The organism is Bacillus sp. IT-79MI2, from assembly GCF_949768135.1.
Classification (GTDB): domain Bacteria; phylum Bacillota; class Bacilli; order Bacillales; family Bacillaceae_G; genus Bacillus_A; species Bacillus_A pseudomycoides.
This window is the reverse complement of sequence record NZ_CATKPV010000128.1, coordinates 118,010-135,955: the sequence shown is the minus strand read 5'-3', so window position 1 is coordinate 135,955 and position 17,946 is coordinate 118,010. Positions and strand designations below refer to the sequence as shown.

Below are 17,946 nucleotides of genomic sequence, written 5' to 3'. Positions count from 1 at the left end.
GTTGGGATTTCTTGTGTAGGAAGTAGATATACGAGTACAATAAATATGTTAGTTTTACTTAGCTTTTAACATTTGAATAAGCTTAATTGATCTTTGTGAGGTATCCTTTTTTACTGATAAAGAGCTTAATCTATTTGTAGATATCAGTATTTTCTGTAAAAAAGGTTATTTGTAAGGAGAACCTGCTGAAGTAAATGCTTATTTGACTCAATTAAATACGCCGGAATTGTTACATGCTTTTGTATTACATTTTAATTGGGATGATGATTTACAGCCGATGAAAATGGTATTGCAACATGCTAATTGTCAGGAAATAACTGCTATTGAAATGTTTGATTTAGTGGATGGGGATTATTGGCTGAATCAGGGAGATAGTAGTGATGAAGAAAGGGAGTATGTATGGTAAATAATTAGGAAAATAACGTTATTAAACGCATAATCGTTATTTTGTTCATTTTATTCATGAGTTTTATTTTGAATTTTTAAAAATATAATGCGTTTATTGCAGGAGTGATAGAATAGATGAGAAAATAGAGAAGCGTGAAGTAGGGAGTAGATTTTGAATGAAAGCAATGATTGAAGAGATTTATAGTTCATATAAAGGAAGAGTTGAAGAGATTTTCGTTGATGAATCCTCTTACGTATATGAATGGGAAAAATTAATGACGATTCGAAAAAATGACGGAACACTGGAGAAAGTAGCAGTGGGAATTAGTGGTCATATACGATCTGTAAATATAGAGGTTGGTCAGGAAATTGATATGGATACATTGTTACTTAAGTTAGAAGATGATTTATTGATTACTGGCTGCGAATGATAGAAGATGTGTAGAAATTGCTGCACATCTTTTTTTATTAGTGGAAATTCCATTTATTACAAAAGATGCATTGTTTTTTCACAAATCTCACACAAATTTCACACAAATCTTTGGTATTCTCCTAAATGAGTAAGTGAATAGAATTTGATAGAGAAAGGAATTACATATGAAAATGATTCGATTTTCTTTTCTCTTATTTTTTGTATTACTTTGTATCCCATTTCGTATTCATGCTGAAGCAACAATTCAATCACAAATTGATGATACTCCTGCGTACGGAACTGTAAAGCTAAAAAATGGTATGTATAATGAAACGATTGAAATATCAAAACCTATTACGTTGGAAGGAGAGAAAAATACGAAGATTCGTTTTTGTGGTAATAAACCTGTTATTAAGGTGAATGGGGAAAATGTTACTGTTAAACGACTAAAAATAGAGCAGTGTAAGAAAAGAGAGGGAACAGCCGCTGTATATGTTGCAGGAACCGGGCATAATTTCACTGATTTAGAAATTCGTACACAGCAAATTGGGATGAAGTTGGAAGGTACTCAAAATACGAAAATCCAGAATAGCAGTATTCTAGGAGAAGCTAACGGTAATGGAATTGATTTATGGAAGTCCCATTGGAATCAAATTGAAAATGTTCGAATGAAAAATGTAAGGGATGGGATTTATTTAGAGCAAAGTGATAATAATCAAATATTAAGAAATTCCATTAGGCAATCTCGTTATGGTATTCACCTTATGTATTCTGATGGTACGAATGTGAGCAATAATATATCACAATATAATATAACTGGTGCGATGATTATGGGTACGAAAAGAACGACTGTAAAGGGAAATCAATTTATCAATAATAGAAGAAATGTTCATGCGCAAGGATTACTTTTGTACGATTCGATAGAAACGGAAGTTATGCAGAATCAAGTTACTAACAATAGAGTGGGAATGTATGTTGAAAAGGCGAAAGATAATCGAATTATAAAAAACATCGTTACAAATAACTTTATTGGAGTGCAATTAAAAAATGCAAATGAAAATGAAATAGCTGAGAATACCTTTTTAAGTAATATCAATGGATCACAAGCTACGAAAAGCACGAATAATGTAATTCATCGTAATTATTGGGATGGTGCTTTAAAAGTAGATTTAAATCATACAGGTATTAGTGCATTACCTTATAAGGCTGATTCTTTTTTTTTAGTTTTAACGCAGGATATTCCTGAATACCAGTTGTTTTTTCATTCGCCTGGGATGCTTGTTTTACAAAATTTAATCAAAATTCCAGATGAATCGATGTTAATTGATTATAAACCAAGTATGAGTATGCAGTTTTCGAAGATAGAAAGAGGTACAGAAAGTCAATTTGAAGCTTGGATTATTAGTGTAAGTATGTTGCTTATGGGGAGTATATTATTCTTTTTAGGGAGGAAATATTGATGAAAATAAAACATGTTGTATTTGTTATGTGTATGTGCCTAGTATTTGCAGTGGTAGGGTGTGGAAAGAAGGGCGCAGAGCCAGTCGCGGTCGATGAAAAAAATGATAAGTGTGATGTTTGTAATATGGCAGTAATGGATAATCAATTCGCAACGGAAGTTATTTTAGAAAATGGTAAAGCGCTAAAATTTGATGACATTGGTTGTATGTATAAATGGATGGACGAACATAAAAATGAAAAAACACAAGAAAAATTTGTTCGAGATTATCATACAAAGGATTGGATTTCATTAGATAAAGCTACTTATGTGTATGATAAAACAATTAAAACGCCAATGGCATACAATGTAATTTCTTTTAAAGAGAAAAAAGATGCTGAAAACTTTGTATCTAAACATGCTGGAAAAGTCTTTTCATATAAAGAGTTAACGGATCATAAATGGGAAATGAATAAAGAAATGATGGGGAAAATGAAGAAGGAACATGGGAAAGAGAATAACTCAGGGCACTCCCATTAATATAAAATAAAATGGAAAGAGGCTTTATAGCCTACAAATAGCTGGATAAAAGACAACCTTAGGCGGTTGTCTTTTTCTATAAAAAGGGTGATGATATGTGGAATATATGCTATTCAGAGTGGCGTAGAACAGTAAGAGAAAAGTCTTCGTATACATTTTTATTACTTTGGATTGTAATACTTTCTTTATTATTTTTGATGGAACGGAATGTACCATCCTTAGCGGGATATACGAACACAATGGGAACAATTTTAAACTTAATTTTATACATTATCCCTTTATTTATGTTAATCGCAGGATCATTTTCAATTGCAAATGAGATGGAAAATGGACAATGGCGGCTTCTGTGTACATATCCTTTAACTACATCCTCATATGTAATAGGAAAGATTGCTGGTCAATTTATAGCGCAAATTATTCTTTTTACACTTAGCTTTGGAAGTAGTGTAATGATTGGATTATTAAGTGGAAGTATGTTTAAAAGTAGCTGGATACTAGCAATTTACTTATTTTCTATTATTCTCATATTCTTTTTTATAGTTTTAGGTATAACAATTGGTGCATTTTCTTTGACAAGGTGGCAAGCGTTAGCAATTTCAATTGCAGTTTGGTTTTTACTCATTATGATGTGGCCTACGGCAGTAATTAGTATTCTTAATCTTGTTCCATATACGATGATAGCGTCGCTTATAAAAGTTTTTGTGTTTTGTAATCCGGCTGAACTGCTAAGAATCATATTTGTTATTCAATTAGGGGGAGGGGCAGTATTTGGACAATCCTATGATCAGCTTGTGATGTTTTTTCAGAGTGGGACAGTAGTTATCATTCTTTTTATGTATAGTGTGATCTATACAGTAATCTTCTTATTATTAGCTGTTTGGCGACTAGAAAGGAGAAGAAACCAATGACGGTATTGCAAATTGATGGAATTTGTAAGCAGTATAAAAAGAAAACGGCATTATTTCCTACTTCGCTATACGGTAGAGATGGAGAATGTATTGTACTATGCGGTGGAAACGGAGCGGGGAAAAGTACGATCCTTAATATATTAGCAGGAATCTCTTCACCTACATCTGGAACAGTAAGGTTACAGGACATAGAATTGCATAAAAATAGAAGGCGATATGTAGCTGAAATTGGTTATATGCCAGATGATTTTCATGCGCAACAATCTATGACTGTACAAGAGTTTCTATCATTCTATGCAGCTTTTCGAAAGGTTGGAAAAGAGAGAGTTCAGGAAGTAATTGCATTACTTGGATTAGAAGAGAAGCAAAGCGAGTGTTTACACAGACTATCAAAAGGAATGAGACAAAGGCTTTTATTTGGACAAGCGTGGCTCGCCAAGCCTAAATTACTACTATTAGATGAACCAACAAATGGTTTAGATCCATATTGGGTAAATGAATTTGTTACATTATTAAAAGATATAAAGAGAAGTGGTACAATCATTGTTTTTTCTACACATATGATGGATGTAGCAGCAGATATTGGAGATGTGATTCTCTTTATGGAAGATGGAAAGGTTACACAAGAAATAAGAGATGATGGAAATACGGAAAACTTGATATTACAATTATTGCAGCTTCATCGTAAGTAATAAAATAGATTTTTTTCATATAATCCAAACAGCTGTTGAAAATGATTCAACAGCTGTTTGGATTATATACCTGTTCTTACTTTTGATAATATAGGCATAGAATATAGTAGGAAAGAAGAGCGATTGCAACGATTATCATTCCTGAAAAAGAATGAGAGGCGAATAGAAATGGGGAAAGAACTGTTTGTGACAATTGAAAGTACTTTTACACTTCAAGGAACATTAACAATTCCTACATATTATTCAGAAACATATCCAGTTATTATGTTGATTGGTGGTACTGGGAAGGAAAATCGTGATGGAAATACAGGTCGTTTACAGTTAAACTTATATAAGGAATTAGCTGATTATTTTACCTCTTTAGGATTTGCAGTGCTTCGTTATGATAAACGTGGTACTCATAAAAGTAAGGGGAATTACTATAAAGCAGGGGTAACAGATTTTATTGATGATGCTGCTTTATGGATTAGATTTTTAAAGGATCATCCGCAAATAGATCCGAAACGCGTTATTATCGCGGGGCATAGTGAGGGAGCTTTGCTTGCACCAGCTGTCTACGTAAGAGAATCAGTTGCGGGATTAATATTACTTGCTGGTGCAGCAGAACCATCTAAATCGCTCTTAGAAAGACAAATAGATAAAGTTGCTAACGAGTTAGAAATAGCGTCAGGATTCAGAGGATGTTTATCTAAAATGTTGAAAATCCCGCGGCGTATGAGAAAGCAAAATGAAGTACTGGTGAAAAAGGTACAACATTCAACAAAAGCTGTTATATGGATAAAAGGTACGAAAGTGAATGCAAAATGGCTAAGAGAACAGTTACAATATAATGTAGTTACATATTTAGAGCAAGTATCATGTCCTGTTTTAGCAATTACGGGAGACAGTGATATACAAGTGCCACCCGAGCATGCTAAACTGATTGCTTCATATGTTAATGGTGAAGCAGAGTGGCATATCATTCCGAACATGAACCATATTTTAAGAAATTATGAACATAAGCATACAATGATTCGATTAATGAAGGAATATAAGGGGCTTATGGATAAATCTATTGAAGAAGAGTTGTTACATGTGATGAAGGGATGGTTAAAAAAACATTATCTTTCATAGGAGCTGTAGTTGTGAGGAAACAAAATTTTTTATTATTTATGTTATTAGGGCTTTTCATTATGATAGTAGCTTGTGAGAAGCAAGAAGAGGTTGAATCTAAACCGGTTCAAGTGAAAAATGAAAAAAAACAAGAGAAGACGCATAAAGAGGAAGAAGAGAACAAAGAGAAAAAGAATATGAATTTAATGGATAAGCAATTATTACTTTCTGCAACACTAGGCGATACAGAAACAGTTATGAAATTAATAAAAGATGGAGCTAACATAAATGTATCAGGGGATAAAGGAGAAACACCTGTAATGGCAGCGACATATCATAATCATGTTGAGACAGTGAAAGCATTGATCGATGCAGGTGCAGACATTGAATTTCCAGATGAAAATAAAGAAAATCCATTCCTTTATGCGAGCAAAGAGGGCTATGTTGATATTGTAAAACTAACAATTGATGCAGGCACGAATATTAGAGAAACGAATCGTCATGGTGGAACAGCACTCATTCCAGCGGCTGAAAGAGGGCATGTGGAAGTTGTAAAAGAGCTAGTAGGTCGCACGGATATCGATGTGAATTATAGGAATGATCTTGGTTGGACGGCATTACTAGAAGCAATTGTTCTTGGAAATGGCAGTGAAAATCATAAACAAATTGTTCAGTTACTCATTGATCATGGGGCAGATGTAAATATGGCAGATCGAAACGGCGTTACGCCACTAGAGCATGCGGAAAATCGAGGTTTTAAAGAAATCGCAAATATGCTAAGGGTAGCAGGAGCAAATGAAATTATCAAGCAACCTACAGAATAATATATATAAATACAAATTGAAAAACCGACATAAAACCCTTCTTTTTAGGTGGGAGAGAGCATCCAGCCATGCATAGAAGCGGTCAGGTCCTTTTCCTGCCCCATGCCAAGTAAAAACAAAGAGAGAAAACAAGTAGCGGTCATCTTTTGTTTTTCGTCGCCGTGACTTATATGTTGAAAAATCAAAATGGATTTATATAGATTGTGAAAAAAGAGATAAGGAGGAAATCTTATCTCTTTTTTGTGTTTAAAACTGATGTTTTTTTGCCATCGGTTCTATACATGTATTTAATATCCAACTTAAGATTCTCCAGACTTTTTGTTGTTTATGTGGCAAATGGTCATTATATATATAGCTGTATTCAATCTGCTGTTTTGCACCACGATTTCGTTTGAACTCTCCAGCCCCAGCGCTACAATGACAAATTAAATTTTTTTCGATAGAATCCATTGTAATAAGGAGGGAAAGAATACGATATAAGCCTTGTTGCTGACCAGAGTTTGTATCATAGCCAAGTATAGGAGTTGTCATAACTCCATCTCTAATAAAGTAAGCAATGACACCATCAATTATCCCCTCTTTTTTTATAACTTTTATCTCAAATAAATGATGCTGAAGTGCATTCCATAAATAAGCTGGTGTAAACATTGGATTATGATCGGAATATTTCTCGATATATAGTTGATTGTATAACTCGGAAATCTGTAAAATATCCTCTTTTGTTAACTCCTCATTCGTAATTATTTCATAATTACTTTTCTTTAATAAACTTTTATCATTTAATAAGTCTTTTCGTGCTTTTCGGTTCATTTTTTTATAGTCTTTTGGATTAAATAAATATATAGAACGAGACATAATTTTATTGTAACCTACAGTAGACAATGCTTGTGTAATTGTAGGGTATAATTCGCTATTTAAAGAACGGAATAAAATTGTATGCTCTGGAAATTTCTCAATAAGTAAATTCGTAATCTGTTCGATTTGTTGTTTATTGATAGAATGGTAAAGATTTGTTGATAGCATCCAATTATTTACTATAATTACTTTATTAATATTCGTTCGTCGTAGCCAGCTTCCGATAAGATGAATTGGGTAGGTTAGTAACTTCTCTAACCACGGTTTTTTTAATTCCCATAACTCTTCTAGCGCATAGGATATGTAATGTGTATAAGGAGAACATACATATGAATTATCAAACTCCTCATGATTAACAGTAACTGGTAATACAAGATCATCAATTTCTAATAGAAAAAGTTGAGTATTAACATTTTCAATAAATGCTGTAATGCCATTTTGTAAGAGTGGTAGGAAGCTGTCTCTTACATATGCTCCATCTCGTTTTGTGGTCCAGTCAATGCTGTGTAGAGAATGAATATCATGTAGCTTAATCATATATTCTCACCATGCTTTATAAGGTTTTCTATTCTTTTTAATTTTTTATCATATAACTGAATATCATAATGTGAAAAGAAAAAGTGTGGTACAACACATTTTTTAGTGTCCCATAGTGTATGTAGCTCCTGTATTACGATAGATTTACATGATTTGAAATGTTCAGGTGGTACTTTAAGTTTAATCTCAATTTTGTCTGTGCTGTGCTGAATCACTTTAAATTCTTGAATTTCATTAGATGCAAACATAATTGCTCTTCGGATGAAATCAGGAAAAATAGATATCTCACTCTTATCCAATTCACTTATCCCAATAAATATATCATCACATCGACCATCAATTCGTTCTAAGGCTAAGAAGGGAGAGCCGCAGGCGCATGTTGTTTTTTTCTCAATTAATATGTCATTGAGACGGTAGCGGATTATAGGCTGTGTTTTCCTCATGAAATCAGTAATAATAGGAACGAATATCCCTCTTTCCTGATCTAGGTATTCTTTTTCAATATGAACGAGGTCTTCATTGATATGTAATGTACCATGTTTACATGTTGTAGCAAGAAAGCCTTCTGTACATTGGTAAATTTGGTGTACTGTTTGTTGAAAAATTGTACTGATAAACTCTCCATCAATATCTTCAAGTACTTCTGCTACAGAGATAATTTTTTTGGGACAAATCATAATAAGTCCTTCTTGTTGCCAATGAGCGATTTTTCGCAACATAGAAGGAGGTGCAATTAAAATAGATGGATTTACTTCATTTAGTCGAGCGATATGTTGCTGAAACGAATCTAGTAAATCAAAAAAATGAAATGAGATTCGCTTATTTTTTGTCGCTTCATATAAATTGCTGTTCGCTCGTAGGAAAAAAGCGATAGTGTGTTTATGTAGAATGCTAGAAGGAAGTACTTTACCGATAATAGAACCAGCCCACATCGTTTGTTCTTCCTCAGAAACGAGAAAAACTCCGCGATTTCCACTAGTGCCTGATGATAGCCCAACAGTTATATTGCGAATAGTCGGAGAAAAATTCCGGGTCTTTTCAGCCTCAAATGCCACATGAAAGGCTTCTTTCTTTGAAATAGAAACTGTATTTAATGTATCAAAATTTTCCATCATTACCTCTTTATTAATGAGAGGGAGTGCAGCCAAGTTCCCTTTTTCGATTTCTTTTGAAAAAGGTGTATATAACTGGCGATAGAAAGGAGACATCTCTAGAGTGAACAAAAGTTGTTTTTTTATTTGTTGTTTATGAAATTGTTCCAATTGTTCGCGATTTGAAAATCGTAAGCGATATTTTGTTTTCAAATATTGCTGGAGAATTCGTAATTTATTCATAGTACACCCCTGCTTTAATTTGATTCCATGTGCGTTCGCAATGAGTTGGAAGAATTTCAATTTCAGGTGATATTTGCGATAAATGATGTAATTTTTCAATGTTGAGACGATAAGATTTTGCATCCCCAGTTAAAAGATTGGCGATCTTACTTGGAAATACAAGGTTTTCATACGTTTTACTTAGCCACACTGCATCTGCACAAAGAAAAACAATTTTATTACTATGTAAATGGACGAATACACCAAATTGTCCAATTGCATGTCCCGTTAAATCAACAGCGAGCAATGAACCATCACCAAACACGTCATAAGCCTCTTCAAATTTTCCATATGTAGGAGGTAAGCTTGATGGCGGGATTTGATCAATGAATGTCAGCCGTTGTTCTAAATCAATTGGTAATGTGTCTTTTAAGCAACCTTTTAATAGAGCACCAAATTTACTTCTCTTTTTTATATCTTCATAAGCTTTCGCGAAGGTTAGTATTTTTGCTTTCGGAAAGTCAGGTAGCCCTGCTGTATGGTCACCGTGAAAGTGAGAAAGAATAATATATTTAATTTCTTCTGGCTGGATGCCATCAAGAAGTAGTTGCTGTTTAATAGATTGCTCCTCTGTAAAATGAACAGGGGTAAGTTTAGCGTATACAGAGTAAGGAAATTTTCTTGTTGCTTCTTTAAAGTGCCGAGCATATCCGGTATCAAACAAGATATAACCTAAGCTTGGATGTTGAAGTAACCCCACTGTAGCTGGAAAGCGAATTTGTCTCCAACTTCCCTTGGAATATGCAACTTTTTCAGGGTGTGTACAATATCCTGTATCGTATAGCTTTAAAGATTTGATTTTCATTGTGTTTTCCACCATTCTACAAATTTTGTGATTCCTTCTTCTATGCTGATATTCGGAGCATAGCCTAGTTCTTTTTGAGCTTTATCAATGCTTAAAGTCTGACTTTTTGAAAGTACACTAACCGTATATTTTGTGAGAATAGGTTCTTTTCCAAGTAAAATGGTTTTTGAAATACCTTCTAGTATAGCGGCAATTGTAAAAGCGGTTTTGTAGGAAATCTTTTTATATTGAACCTCTTTACCAAGGCGTTTCATCACATTCTCAATTACTTCATATAAATTTACACGTTCACCATTTGTTATATTATATTTTTGACCTAATGTATGTTTAGGTGAATGCATACAAAGAAGTAAGGCATCTACAACATTATCGATATAGGTAATATCGACGAGTACATCTTCTGTACCGATTCTTGGTAGAGCGCCTTTTTCACATACTTTAATAAGGCGCGGGAGAATGGCGTTATCTCCTGGACCAAATAAAGCACGTGGGCGTATCGTGATAACAGGTAAACCATGATTGAATGCTTGATCAATAGATTGCTCAGCTAAGTACTTTGTTTTCGCATAATGGTTTACAAATGTATCAGGAAGTTTCGCATTTTCTACTACATCTTGTCGTTCATCATAATAGAAATAAATACTCGGTGTTGATACATGGATGAGGCGTTTTATACCAGATTTTTGACTTCCTTCAATAATATGCTTTGTTCCTAATACATTCGCATTGTAAAAATCTTTATATTTGCCCCAAGGAGAAGAAAGGGCACCGCTATGAAAGATATAGTCTTTATCTTTACAAACTTGTAGAACACTATGCCTGTCTTCAAGAGGGCAATAGACAAACTCAATTCCATTTCGCTCTAATAATTTTCCGATTGTCTTATTTCTCCCGGTTGCTGTTACTTCATAACCCATACTCGCTAATCGAAAAGCAAGTTTTTGTCCCAGAAAACCAGTTCCTCCAGTTACTAGCGTTTTCATAAATTTTCACCGTCCCATGATATGTCATATGTTGTTTGCTCCAAAATAGTCCGTCCATGTTTATAGCTTTCATGCCATAATTTATACATGCTATAAAACTGATAAAAAAATGTTTTTCTATCAGAGCGACTATAAATAATATCTGGATAGGAACATAGGACTTTCCACCATCGTTTACGTGTTTGTTTGCTTTTTAAGTAAGGAATTCCGTATAAAAGCATTGCTAATCGAATTGCACATTGGGAGTTGTGCTTAGGAATGCGCATATTGTTCACCTTTTTAGCAAAAAAAGCGGATACTACTTCTTCGTCGAATAAATGTAATCCACTTGTGGTACGTGGATTACATTCAATCGGAATAGCGTCTCCATCTTCTGGAATGATAAAATCAAAGGCGATTTGCCCAGAGAAATTTAGCTCCTTTACGATATGTTCAACAAATTGGTCAATTTTTGGATGGTTAATATGCTCGAAAGCAATAGTAGCACCTAAGCCCGCCGTGAATTCCGTTTTGTAAACAGAGTGAGCTAATACCTTCCCAGATTGTACAATACTGTAGGAGCAATGCTGCGTTCCTTTTATAAACTCTTGAATGATATAATTTTGCTTGTCCATCGTGATGCCTTTTTCAATATCTTCTTTTGTAATAAACGCTACTTTGTCAGAAAAACGAGAGAAAATAGGCTTTAACACAAAAGGAGTGGCGGGTGATGTTTGTTGAATCATTTCCTGTATGATTTGTTCGTTATTTGTTCTATATGTTGCAGGAACTGGCCAACCTAATTTCGTTACGAACTGAATAAATTCCCACTTATTATGAAGTAATGCAAGTTTTTGAAATTCGTCTACAAATATATGACAAAATCGGCTTAATTTCTCTTTATGTTTGGATATATAAAATATTTCTTCACAAGTAGGAATAAGTAAATCTACATCATGACTTTGAATAATTAATTGTAGTGCAGAGATACATTCATCTGTTTTCCATTTTGGAGAAGGAATTTCATAAAAATGATCAGTGCTCGTTGAAACTTTGCTTAATGGATAAGGAATACTATCTGCAATAATGACGGTATGTCCGTTTTTCTTAAGCAGCCTGCATAAATGCAATGCTGCTGGTGCGCGTGCGCCAGTAATTAATACTGTTTTCTTAGTACTCAAGGAGAATGCCTCCGATAGAAAGCCCAGCAGAAGTACCTAGTAATAATATTTTATCTCCGCGTTGCACTTTCTTTTGTTTAATTGCTTCGAAAAGAGCGATCGGAATGGATGCAGAAATCATATTCCCATAGTCTTCAAAAATAGTCATAAAGCGATCCTCATCGACACCTAGCTTTTTACGAATTAGTTTCATAGCTGGTCCACTTGCTTGGTGTGGAACAATTAAATTGATATCATTTAACGAATAACCTGTATGCATAAGTAGTTTTTCGATAAAATCTAACATATATTTAGAGGACAATTTGAAAATAGCTCTGCCATTCATATCGAATAAAAAATCCTCTTTTCGTTCTTCGCTATATTCTCTAGGATGAATCATCGTTCCCCCGCCGCGAATTTCCGATAGATGTGCGCCAGAGCTATACGTTTCCATATGAGAAGCTATAATGGAAGAAGTGTGATCACTTTTGGTTACAACAACGGCCGCTGCGCCATCGCCGAATAAAATGCTACTTTCATTTTGTCCCCAATTTAATCCTACAGAAGAAATTTCAGAAGAAATGATAACCACATTTTTGTATCTCCCGCATTCAATTGCGTAAGAAATTGTATCAAGTGCTGTTACGAAACTTAAGCATGTTGAGTTAATATCAAAACATGGAATACCAGAATGCTGTAGCCCAAGTTGTTCTTGAATAAGTGATGCAGTAGAAGGAATTGCCTGCTGGATTGTTCCGCTTCCACAGATGATACAATCGATATCTTTCCATGTTAAATTCGCATCTGCTACAGCTTTTTTTGCAGCTTCAGCTCCCATATAAGAAGAAGTTTCCTCATCGACAAAGTATCTCGTTTTCACTCCAGCTTTTTTTAAAGTCCAGCCTTCAGAGACTCCTAACATACGATCTATTTCAAAAGAATCTACTTTTCGTTTTGGAACATATACACCAATACCTTTTATTTTAATATACCTTTTCATCCCATATCGCCTCTTAATCTTTTCATAAATTTATAAAATTCTATCATATTATATATTATTATAGAAAAAATATGGAAAAAAGTATTTTTGGGAAATTTAGTATTTTTATAAATTATTTCTATTTAATTTGTGTCGCTGTAAGAAAAGAAATAACTAACTTTATAGTGAGAAATAAATAATTAATGTGGTGAAAATTGTAAAAAAAAACAAAAAAATATTAACATGTGATTAACATCTTGTTAACAAATCATCAAAACTAACTTAATAAATAAGTAATATAGTAAAGGTAACAACGTAACTAGGGTAGAGAACATTTGAGAACACCTGCTTACATATAACAATCTATTTATATTTCTTACATTTACTCTAGTTTATAGGGGTTAAGCGAGAAGAAGGTTGTTCTATGTAGATTGGTGTTTTAAATTTGCCTGCATGCATATTAGAAATACGTAAAAAGCTGAGGGAAATCAATATTTCAGGAACCCTTCCTTTATAAAATAACTAGTAGAGAAGGTGGCTTTTCCTATTATTGCAGGAAGCTTCATTCAAACGTAAGAAGAGGCGGAGATTGCAGGTAAAGCAGGTTAATAAGCCGTTGTGAAGTATGGTTACAAGAACAAAAAAGGAGCGCAAACTGATGATTGAACTAAGAGATGTGTCAAAAGTTTATAAGAATTCAAAGGAAATAGCAGTTGAAAATGTGTCGGTGCAGATTCAAAAAGGTGAATTTTTTGTTCTAGTTGGTCCTTCTGGGTGTGGGAAAAGTACATTATTGCGAATGATTGCAGGTTTAGAAGAAATTACTTCTGGGGCGTTACTTATTAACGAAAATGTTGCAAATGATTTAGAACCGAAAAATCGAAATCTATCAATGGTATTCCAAAATTACGCTTTATATCCACATTTGACGGTGGAAGAAAATATTTTATTTGGATTAAAAATACGGAAAATTCCAAAAGAGGAACGACAAAAACGATTGATAGAAGCAGTAGAAATGGTAGGGCTTACGGAATATACAAAGTCGAAACCAGGTCAATTATCAGGTGGACAAAGACAACGTGTTGCACTGGCGCGAGCAATTGTAAGTCAAGCGCCAATTTGTTTAATGGATGAACCCCTTTCTAACTTGGATGCAAAGTTGCGTGCACAAATGCGCATTGAAATTAGAGAGATCCAGCAGCGACTAGGTATTACGATGATTTATGTGACCCATGATCAAATTGAGGCAATGACAATGGGGGATCGCATTATGGTGTTAAACAAAGGGAGTATACAACAGGTAGGCACACCGCTCGATATATATAACTATCCTGCAAATGAATTTGTTGCAGGCTTTATCGGTTCACCATCCATGAATATTGGTAATGGAATCGTAGATAAAGGTATGGGGGGATTACATGTTGATGGATTACAAATCCCGTTGTCTTCGGGGCATTTACAACAGTTTTCAGAACAAAAGGTGCGCTTAGGAATTCGTCCAGAACACATCGTATTAGCTGAAGATGGCCAAGAAGTTACACTGCAATCTGTAGAAGTATTAGGAAATGAAACAATTTTAAATTTTATAGTAAATGAAAAAACATGGAGTGCAAAAGTAATCGGACAACTTATTTTGAAAAAAGGTGATAAAGCTAAATTGCAATTTCCAGTACAGAAACTATGTTTCTTTCATAACGATACAAATGAAAGGATTCGATTCGTTGCCGAAGAAGAGTTGAAGGCGGTGGCGAAATAATGATTGAGGTAGAAAATTTACCTGTTCAAACAGAAGTTTCAAGAAAAAAGGCATTATGGGGCCGTACGAAAGATTTGCGCACAGGCTTGTTATTCTTGGCGCCTTCCATCATATTATTTACAATTTTTTTGTTTTATCCATTATTTCGTACTATCTATTATAGTTTTTATTTAACAGATGTTCATGGTGAGGCAAATCTTTTCGTAGGACTGGAAAACTATCAATATTTATTGTCTGATCCAACTTTTTATAAAAGTATAAAATCTACTTTACTCTTTGTATTATATACAGTTCCAACTAGTATTTTGTTTGCACTGTTTCTTGCTTTAATTGCAAACGAAAAAATAAAAGGAATAGGCTTGTTTCGAGTTTTATTCTCCTCAACAATGGGAATTTCAGTAGCAGCTAGCGCAGTAATCTGGTTATTTTTATTCCATCCGAGTGTCGGTTTATTCAATAATATACTTGGTTCGATGAATCTTCCTGCAATTGCATGGCTAACAAGTCCAGATTGGGCATTATTTTCTGTATCAGTTACAACAGTTTGGGTAAATACCGGGTTTGCATTTTTAGTTATATTAGGTGGTTTGCAAAATATTGATACGACTCTATACGAGAGTGCATCTATTGATGGTGCTAGCTATTTACATAAACTTCGGCGCGTTACATTACCGATGCTATCTCCTACATTATTTTTTATTATAACAGTTACTTTAATTAGTGCATTTCAAAGCTTTGGACAGATTGATATTTTAACGCACGGTGGACCGAACGATGCAACAAACTTAATTGTGTACTCTATTTATAAAGAAGCTTTTGCGAATCATCAATTTGGTACAGCGAGTGCACAGGCAATGGTATTATTTATTTTCATTTTTCTTGCCACATTACTTCAATTTAAGTTTGCAGAGAGAAAGGTGCATTATAAATGATTACGAATAAGTGGAAACAACATATTCTTTTATACATACTGCTTACCATAAGCGCAGTGATGGTCTTTTTTCCAGTTCTATACGCATTTTTGCTAGGGTTCATGACGCCAGAAGACATTCAAATGAGAAGGGTGTTCCCGACACAATTTACATTCGATAATTTTGTACATATTTTTCAGAAAGTACCGCTGTTTTCTTATTTATACAATAGTCTGATAGTTTCAACAGCAGTGATGATTGGGCAGCTTGTTGTATCAAGTTTAGCTGCTTATGCATTTGTATTTTTAAATTTTAAAGGACGAAATTTTATTTTCTTTCTGTTTATTTCAACGATGCTTATCCCATGGGAAGCAACGATGGTACCGAACTTTTTAACGGTACAACAATTTGGATGGATTAACACATTTACTGGAATGACGGTTCCGTTCTTTGCAACTGCTTTTGGAATCTTTTTATTACGTCAGCATTTTATGACGCTTCCAAATGAGTTAAAAGAAGCTGCCTTTATCGAGGGGATTGGCCATGTGAAGTTTTTATTCCGTGTTGTCATTCCTTATTGTAAAACAAGTTTTATAACACTAGGTGTATATAGCTTTTTAACAACATGGAATATGTATTTATGGCCCCTCCTAGTTACGAATGATGAGAAAATTAGAACCGTACAAATTGGGGTGAAACAACTTCAATCTCAGGAAGTTGCAACAGATTGGGGCAGTGTGATGGCAGGAGTTACAGTTATTGTGATTCCGACTTTAATTTTATTATTTTTAGGTCAGAGGCAGTTGCAACAAGGTTTAACAAAAGGGGCAATTAAATAAATATACATATGAAAAGGTGGGATTGAGATGAGATTTTGGAAAAAAGGTGCTGTTATTATAATGGCAGCAACGATGGCTTTATCAGCTGCAGCTTGTTCAAGTAGTAAAACAGAGGGGAAATCTGAAGCAAAGGAAAAAGTAGCTCCCGCAGAAAAGAATGGAGATAAAACAGTTATTCGCTTTTGGCATGCAATGGGTGGAAAAACGCAAGGTGTGTTGGATGGAATTGTTGCAGATTATAATAAGTCACAAAATAAATATGAGGTGAAAGCTGAATTTCAAGGTTCCTATGAAGAATCTTTAACGAAGTTTAAAAATATAACAGCTTCAAAAGAATCACCAGCTCTCGTTCAATCTAGCGAAATTACAACGAAATATATGATTGATAGTAAAAAGATTACGCCGATTGATAGCTGGATTAAAAAGGATAAATATGATATATCGAAATTAGAAAAAGCGATTACGAATTACTATTCAGTTGATGGGAAAATGTATTCCATGCCATTTAATTCATCTACACCAGTATTAATTTATAATAAAGATGCCTTTACAAAAGCGGGGCTCGATCCGGAAAAAGCACCGAAAACATACGCTGAATTAAAAGAAGCAGCAAAAAAATTAACTGTTAAAGAAGGCGAAAGCGTAAAACAGTACGGTTTTTCAATGTTAAATTACGGATGGTTCTTTGAAGAGCTTTTGGCAACACAAGGTGGGTTATATGTTGATAAAGAAAATGGGCGTAAAGGTGCAGCGAAAAAAGCTGTATTTAACGGAAAAGAAGGACAAAAAGTATTTGGTTTATTAGATGAACTGAATAAAGCTGGTACATTAGGAAAGTATGGGGCGAGTTGGGATGATGTTCGTGCCGCATTCCAATCTGGACAAGTTGCGATGTATTTAGATTCTTCAGCAGGTGTTCGTAATGTGATTGATTCGTCTAAATTTAATGTAGGAGTAGCATATATCCCATATCCAGAAGATGTGAAACAAAACGGAGTTGTTATTGGCGGTGCATCACTATGGATGACGAATATGGTCGCAGAAGAAACACAAAAAGGTGCTTGGGACTTTATGAAATACTTAACAAAAGCAGATGTACAAGCAAAATGGCATACGGAAACAGGTTATTTCTCTATTAACCCAGATGCATATAATGAGCCTTTAGTAAAACAACAATATGAAAAATATCCACAGTTAAAAGTAACGGTAGAACAGTTACAAGCAACAAAACCATCTGTTGCAACACAAGGTGCACTTATTAGTGTATTTCCTGAATCCCGCGATGCAGTTGTAAAAGCGCTAGAAGCAATGTATGATGGAAAAAATAGTAAAGAAGCATTAGATGAAGCAGCAAAAACAACAGATCGGGCAATTAGTATTTCGAACCGTACAAATCAAAAATAAAAGAAAGCCGTATCTGTAAAAAAGATACGGCTTTCCTATCTTTCCTTTGCTTGTTGTCTCATTTCTTACTTT

At 34.3% G+C, this 17,946-nt stretch carries 18 protein-coding genes; 12 read left to right on the top strand and 6 right to left on the bottom strand.

Annotation, left to right across the window (positions count from 1 at the left end; translation table 11 throughout):
- Positions 1-202 precede the first annotated feature (202 nt).
- The 8 genes from ACM6HU_RS27060 (at position 203) to ACM6HU_RS27025 (ending at position 6,293) form a co-directional block, all read left to right on the top strand.
- The gene (locus tag ACM6HU_RS27060) at positions 203-406 is read left to right on the top strand and encodes a DUF4274 domain-containing protein (RefSeq protein WP_033670995.1); all 204 of its coding nucleotides are present in this window, start codon (positions 203-205) and stop codon (positions 404-406) included.
- 157 nt (positions 407-563) lie between these two features.
- Positions 564-818 (top strand): hypothetical protein, encoded by a 255-nt coding sequence (locus tag ACM6HU_RS27055; RefSeq protein ID WP_016113028.1) that lies wholly within the window; start codon positions 564-566, stop codon positions 816-818.
- Between the two features lie 166 nt (positions 819-984).
- Complete coding sequence (locus tag ACM6HU_RS27050) at positions 985-2,259, top strand: nitrous oxide reductase family maturation protein NosD (RefSeq protein ID WP_016113029.1); 1,275 nt, start codon at positions 985-987, stop codon at positions 2,257-2,259.
- Positions 2,259-2,777 carry a nitrous oxide reductase accessory protein NosL gene (locus ACM6HU_RS27045; RefSeq protein ID WP_003195015.1) on the top strand — a complete coding sequence of 173 codons (519 nt, stop codon included), beginning with the start codon at positions 2,259-2,261 and terminating at the stop codon, positions 2,775-2,777. The genes ACM6HU_RS27050 and ACM6HU_RS27045 overlap by 1 nt, the downstream gene beginning before the upstream one ends.
- Positions 2,778-2,872: 95 nt before the next feature.
- Positions 2,873-3,685: an ABC transporter permease gene (locus ACM6HU_RS27040; RefSeq protein ID WP_016113030.1), complete on the top strand. Its 813-nt coding sequence runs from the start codon at positions 2,873-2,875 to the stop codon at positions 3,683-3,685.
- Complete coding sequence (locus ACM6HU_RS27035; protein WP_016113031.1) at positions 3,682-4,377, top strand: ABC transporter ATP-binding protein; 696 nt, start codon at positions 3,682-3,684, stop codon at positions 4,375-4,377. The genes ACM6HU_RS27040 and ACM6HU_RS27035 overlap by 4 nt, the downstream gene beginning before the upstream one ends.
- Before the next feature lie 168 nt (positions 4,378-4,545).
- Positions 4,546-5,490, top strand: a complete 945-nt coding sequence (locus ACM6HU_RS27030; protein ID WP_016113032.1) for an alpha/beta hydrolase family protein — start codon at positions 4,546-4,548, stop codon at positions 5,488-5,490.
- A complete protein-coding gene (locus tag ACM6HU_RS27025; protein ID WP_098116753.1) occupies positions 5,463-6,293 on the top strand; it encodes an ankyrin repeat domain-containing protein in 831 nt (276 codons plus the stop codon). The genes ACM6HU_RS27030 and ACM6HU_RS27025 overlap by 28 nt, the downstream gene beginning before the upstream one ends.
- 246 nt (positions 6,294-6,539) lie before the next feature.
- On the opposite strand, the gene ACM6HU_RS27020 is transcribed toward ACM6HU_RS27025, so the two are convergent.
- Genes ACM6HU_RS27020 through ACM6HU_RS26995 form a run of 6 tightly spaced genes read right to left on the bottom strand, consistent with a single transcriptional unit; the run spans position 6,540 to position 12,985 of the window.
- On the bottom strand, positions 6,540-7,685 hold the full coding sequence (locus ACM6HU_RS27020) for a hypothetical protein (RefSeq protein WP_016113034.1): 1,146 nt from the start codon (positions 7,683-7,685) through the stop codon (positions 6,540-6,542).
- Positions 7,682-9,019, bottom strand: a complete 1,338-nt coding sequence (locus ACM6HU_RS27015) for a F390 synthetase-related protein (protein WP_088094198.1) — start codon at positions 9,017-9,019, stop codon at positions 7,682-7,684. Before ACM6HU_RS27015 ends, ACM6HU_RS27020 begins: the two co-directional genes overlap by 4 nt.
- Entirely contained in the window at positions 9,012-9,863 is an 852-nt protein-coding gene (locus ACM6HU_RS27010) for an MBL fold metallo-hydrolase (protein WP_016113036.1), read from the bottom strand. Before ACM6HU_RS27010 ends, ACM6HU_RS27015 begins: the two co-directional genes overlap by 8 nt.
- Complete coding sequence (locus tag ACM6HU_RS27005) at positions 9,860-10,846, bottom strand: NAD-dependent epimerase/dehydratase family protein (RefSeq protein ID WP_016113037.1); 987 nt, start codon at positions 10,844-10,846, stop codon at positions 9,860-9,862. Before ACM6HU_RS27005 ends, ACM6HU_RS27010 begins: the two co-directional genes overlap by 4 nt.
- Entirely contained in the window at positions 10,843-12,006 is a 1,164-nt protein-coding gene (locus ACM6HU_RS27000) for an ATP-grasp domain-containing protein (RefSeq protein WP_016113038.1), read from the bottom strand. Before ACM6HU_RS27000 ends, ACM6HU_RS27005 begins: the two co-directional genes overlap by 4 nt.
- Positions 11,996-12,985, bottom strand: a complete 990-nt coding sequence (locus tag ACM6HU_RS26995) for a beta-ketoacyl-ACP synthase III (RefSeq protein WP_016131174.1) — start codon at positions 12,983-12,985, stop codon at positions 11,996-11,998. The genes ACM6HU_RS27000 and ACM6HU_RS26995 overlap by 11 nt, the downstream gene beginning before the upstream one ends.
- 637 nt (positions 12,986-13,622) lie before the next feature.
- Between ACM6HU_RS26995 and ACM6HU_RS26990 the strand changes: the two genes are divergently transcribed.
- The 4 genes from ACM6HU_RS26990 to ACM6HU_RS26975 are packed head-to-tail and all read left to right on the top strand — an operon-like array spanning position 13,623 to position 17,874.
- Positions 13,623-14,720, top strand: coding sequence for an ABC transporter ATP-binding protein (locus ACM6HU_RS26990; RefSeq protein WP_016113040.1), 1,098 nt, complete (start codon positions 13,623-13,625; stop codon positions 14,718-14,720).
- On the top strand, positions 14,720-15,652 hold the full coding sequence (locus ACM6HU_RS26985; protein ID WP_016113041.1) for a carbohydrate ABC transporter permease: 933 nt from the start codon (positions 14,720-14,722) through the stop codon (positions 15,650-15,652). The genes ACM6HU_RS26990 and ACM6HU_RS26985 overlap by 1 nt, the downstream gene beginning before the upstream one ends.
- Complete coding sequence (locus tag ACM6HU_RS26980) at positions 15,649-16,470, top strand: carbohydrate ABC transporter permease (protein WP_088094196.1); 822 nt, start codon at positions 15,649-15,651, stop codon at positions 16,468-16,470. The genes ACM6HU_RS26985 and ACM6HU_RS26980 overlap by 4 nt, the downstream gene beginning before the upstream one ends.
- A 27-nt stretch (positions 16,471-16,497) precedes the next feature.
- On the top strand, positions 16,498-17,874 hold the full coding sequence (locus tag ACM6HU_RS26975; RefSeq protein WP_016113043.1) for an ABC transporter substrate-binding protein: 1,377 nt from the start codon (positions 16,498-16,500) through the stop codon (positions 17,872-17,874).
- The last annotated feature ends 72 nt before the right edge of the window (positions 17,875-17,946 follow it).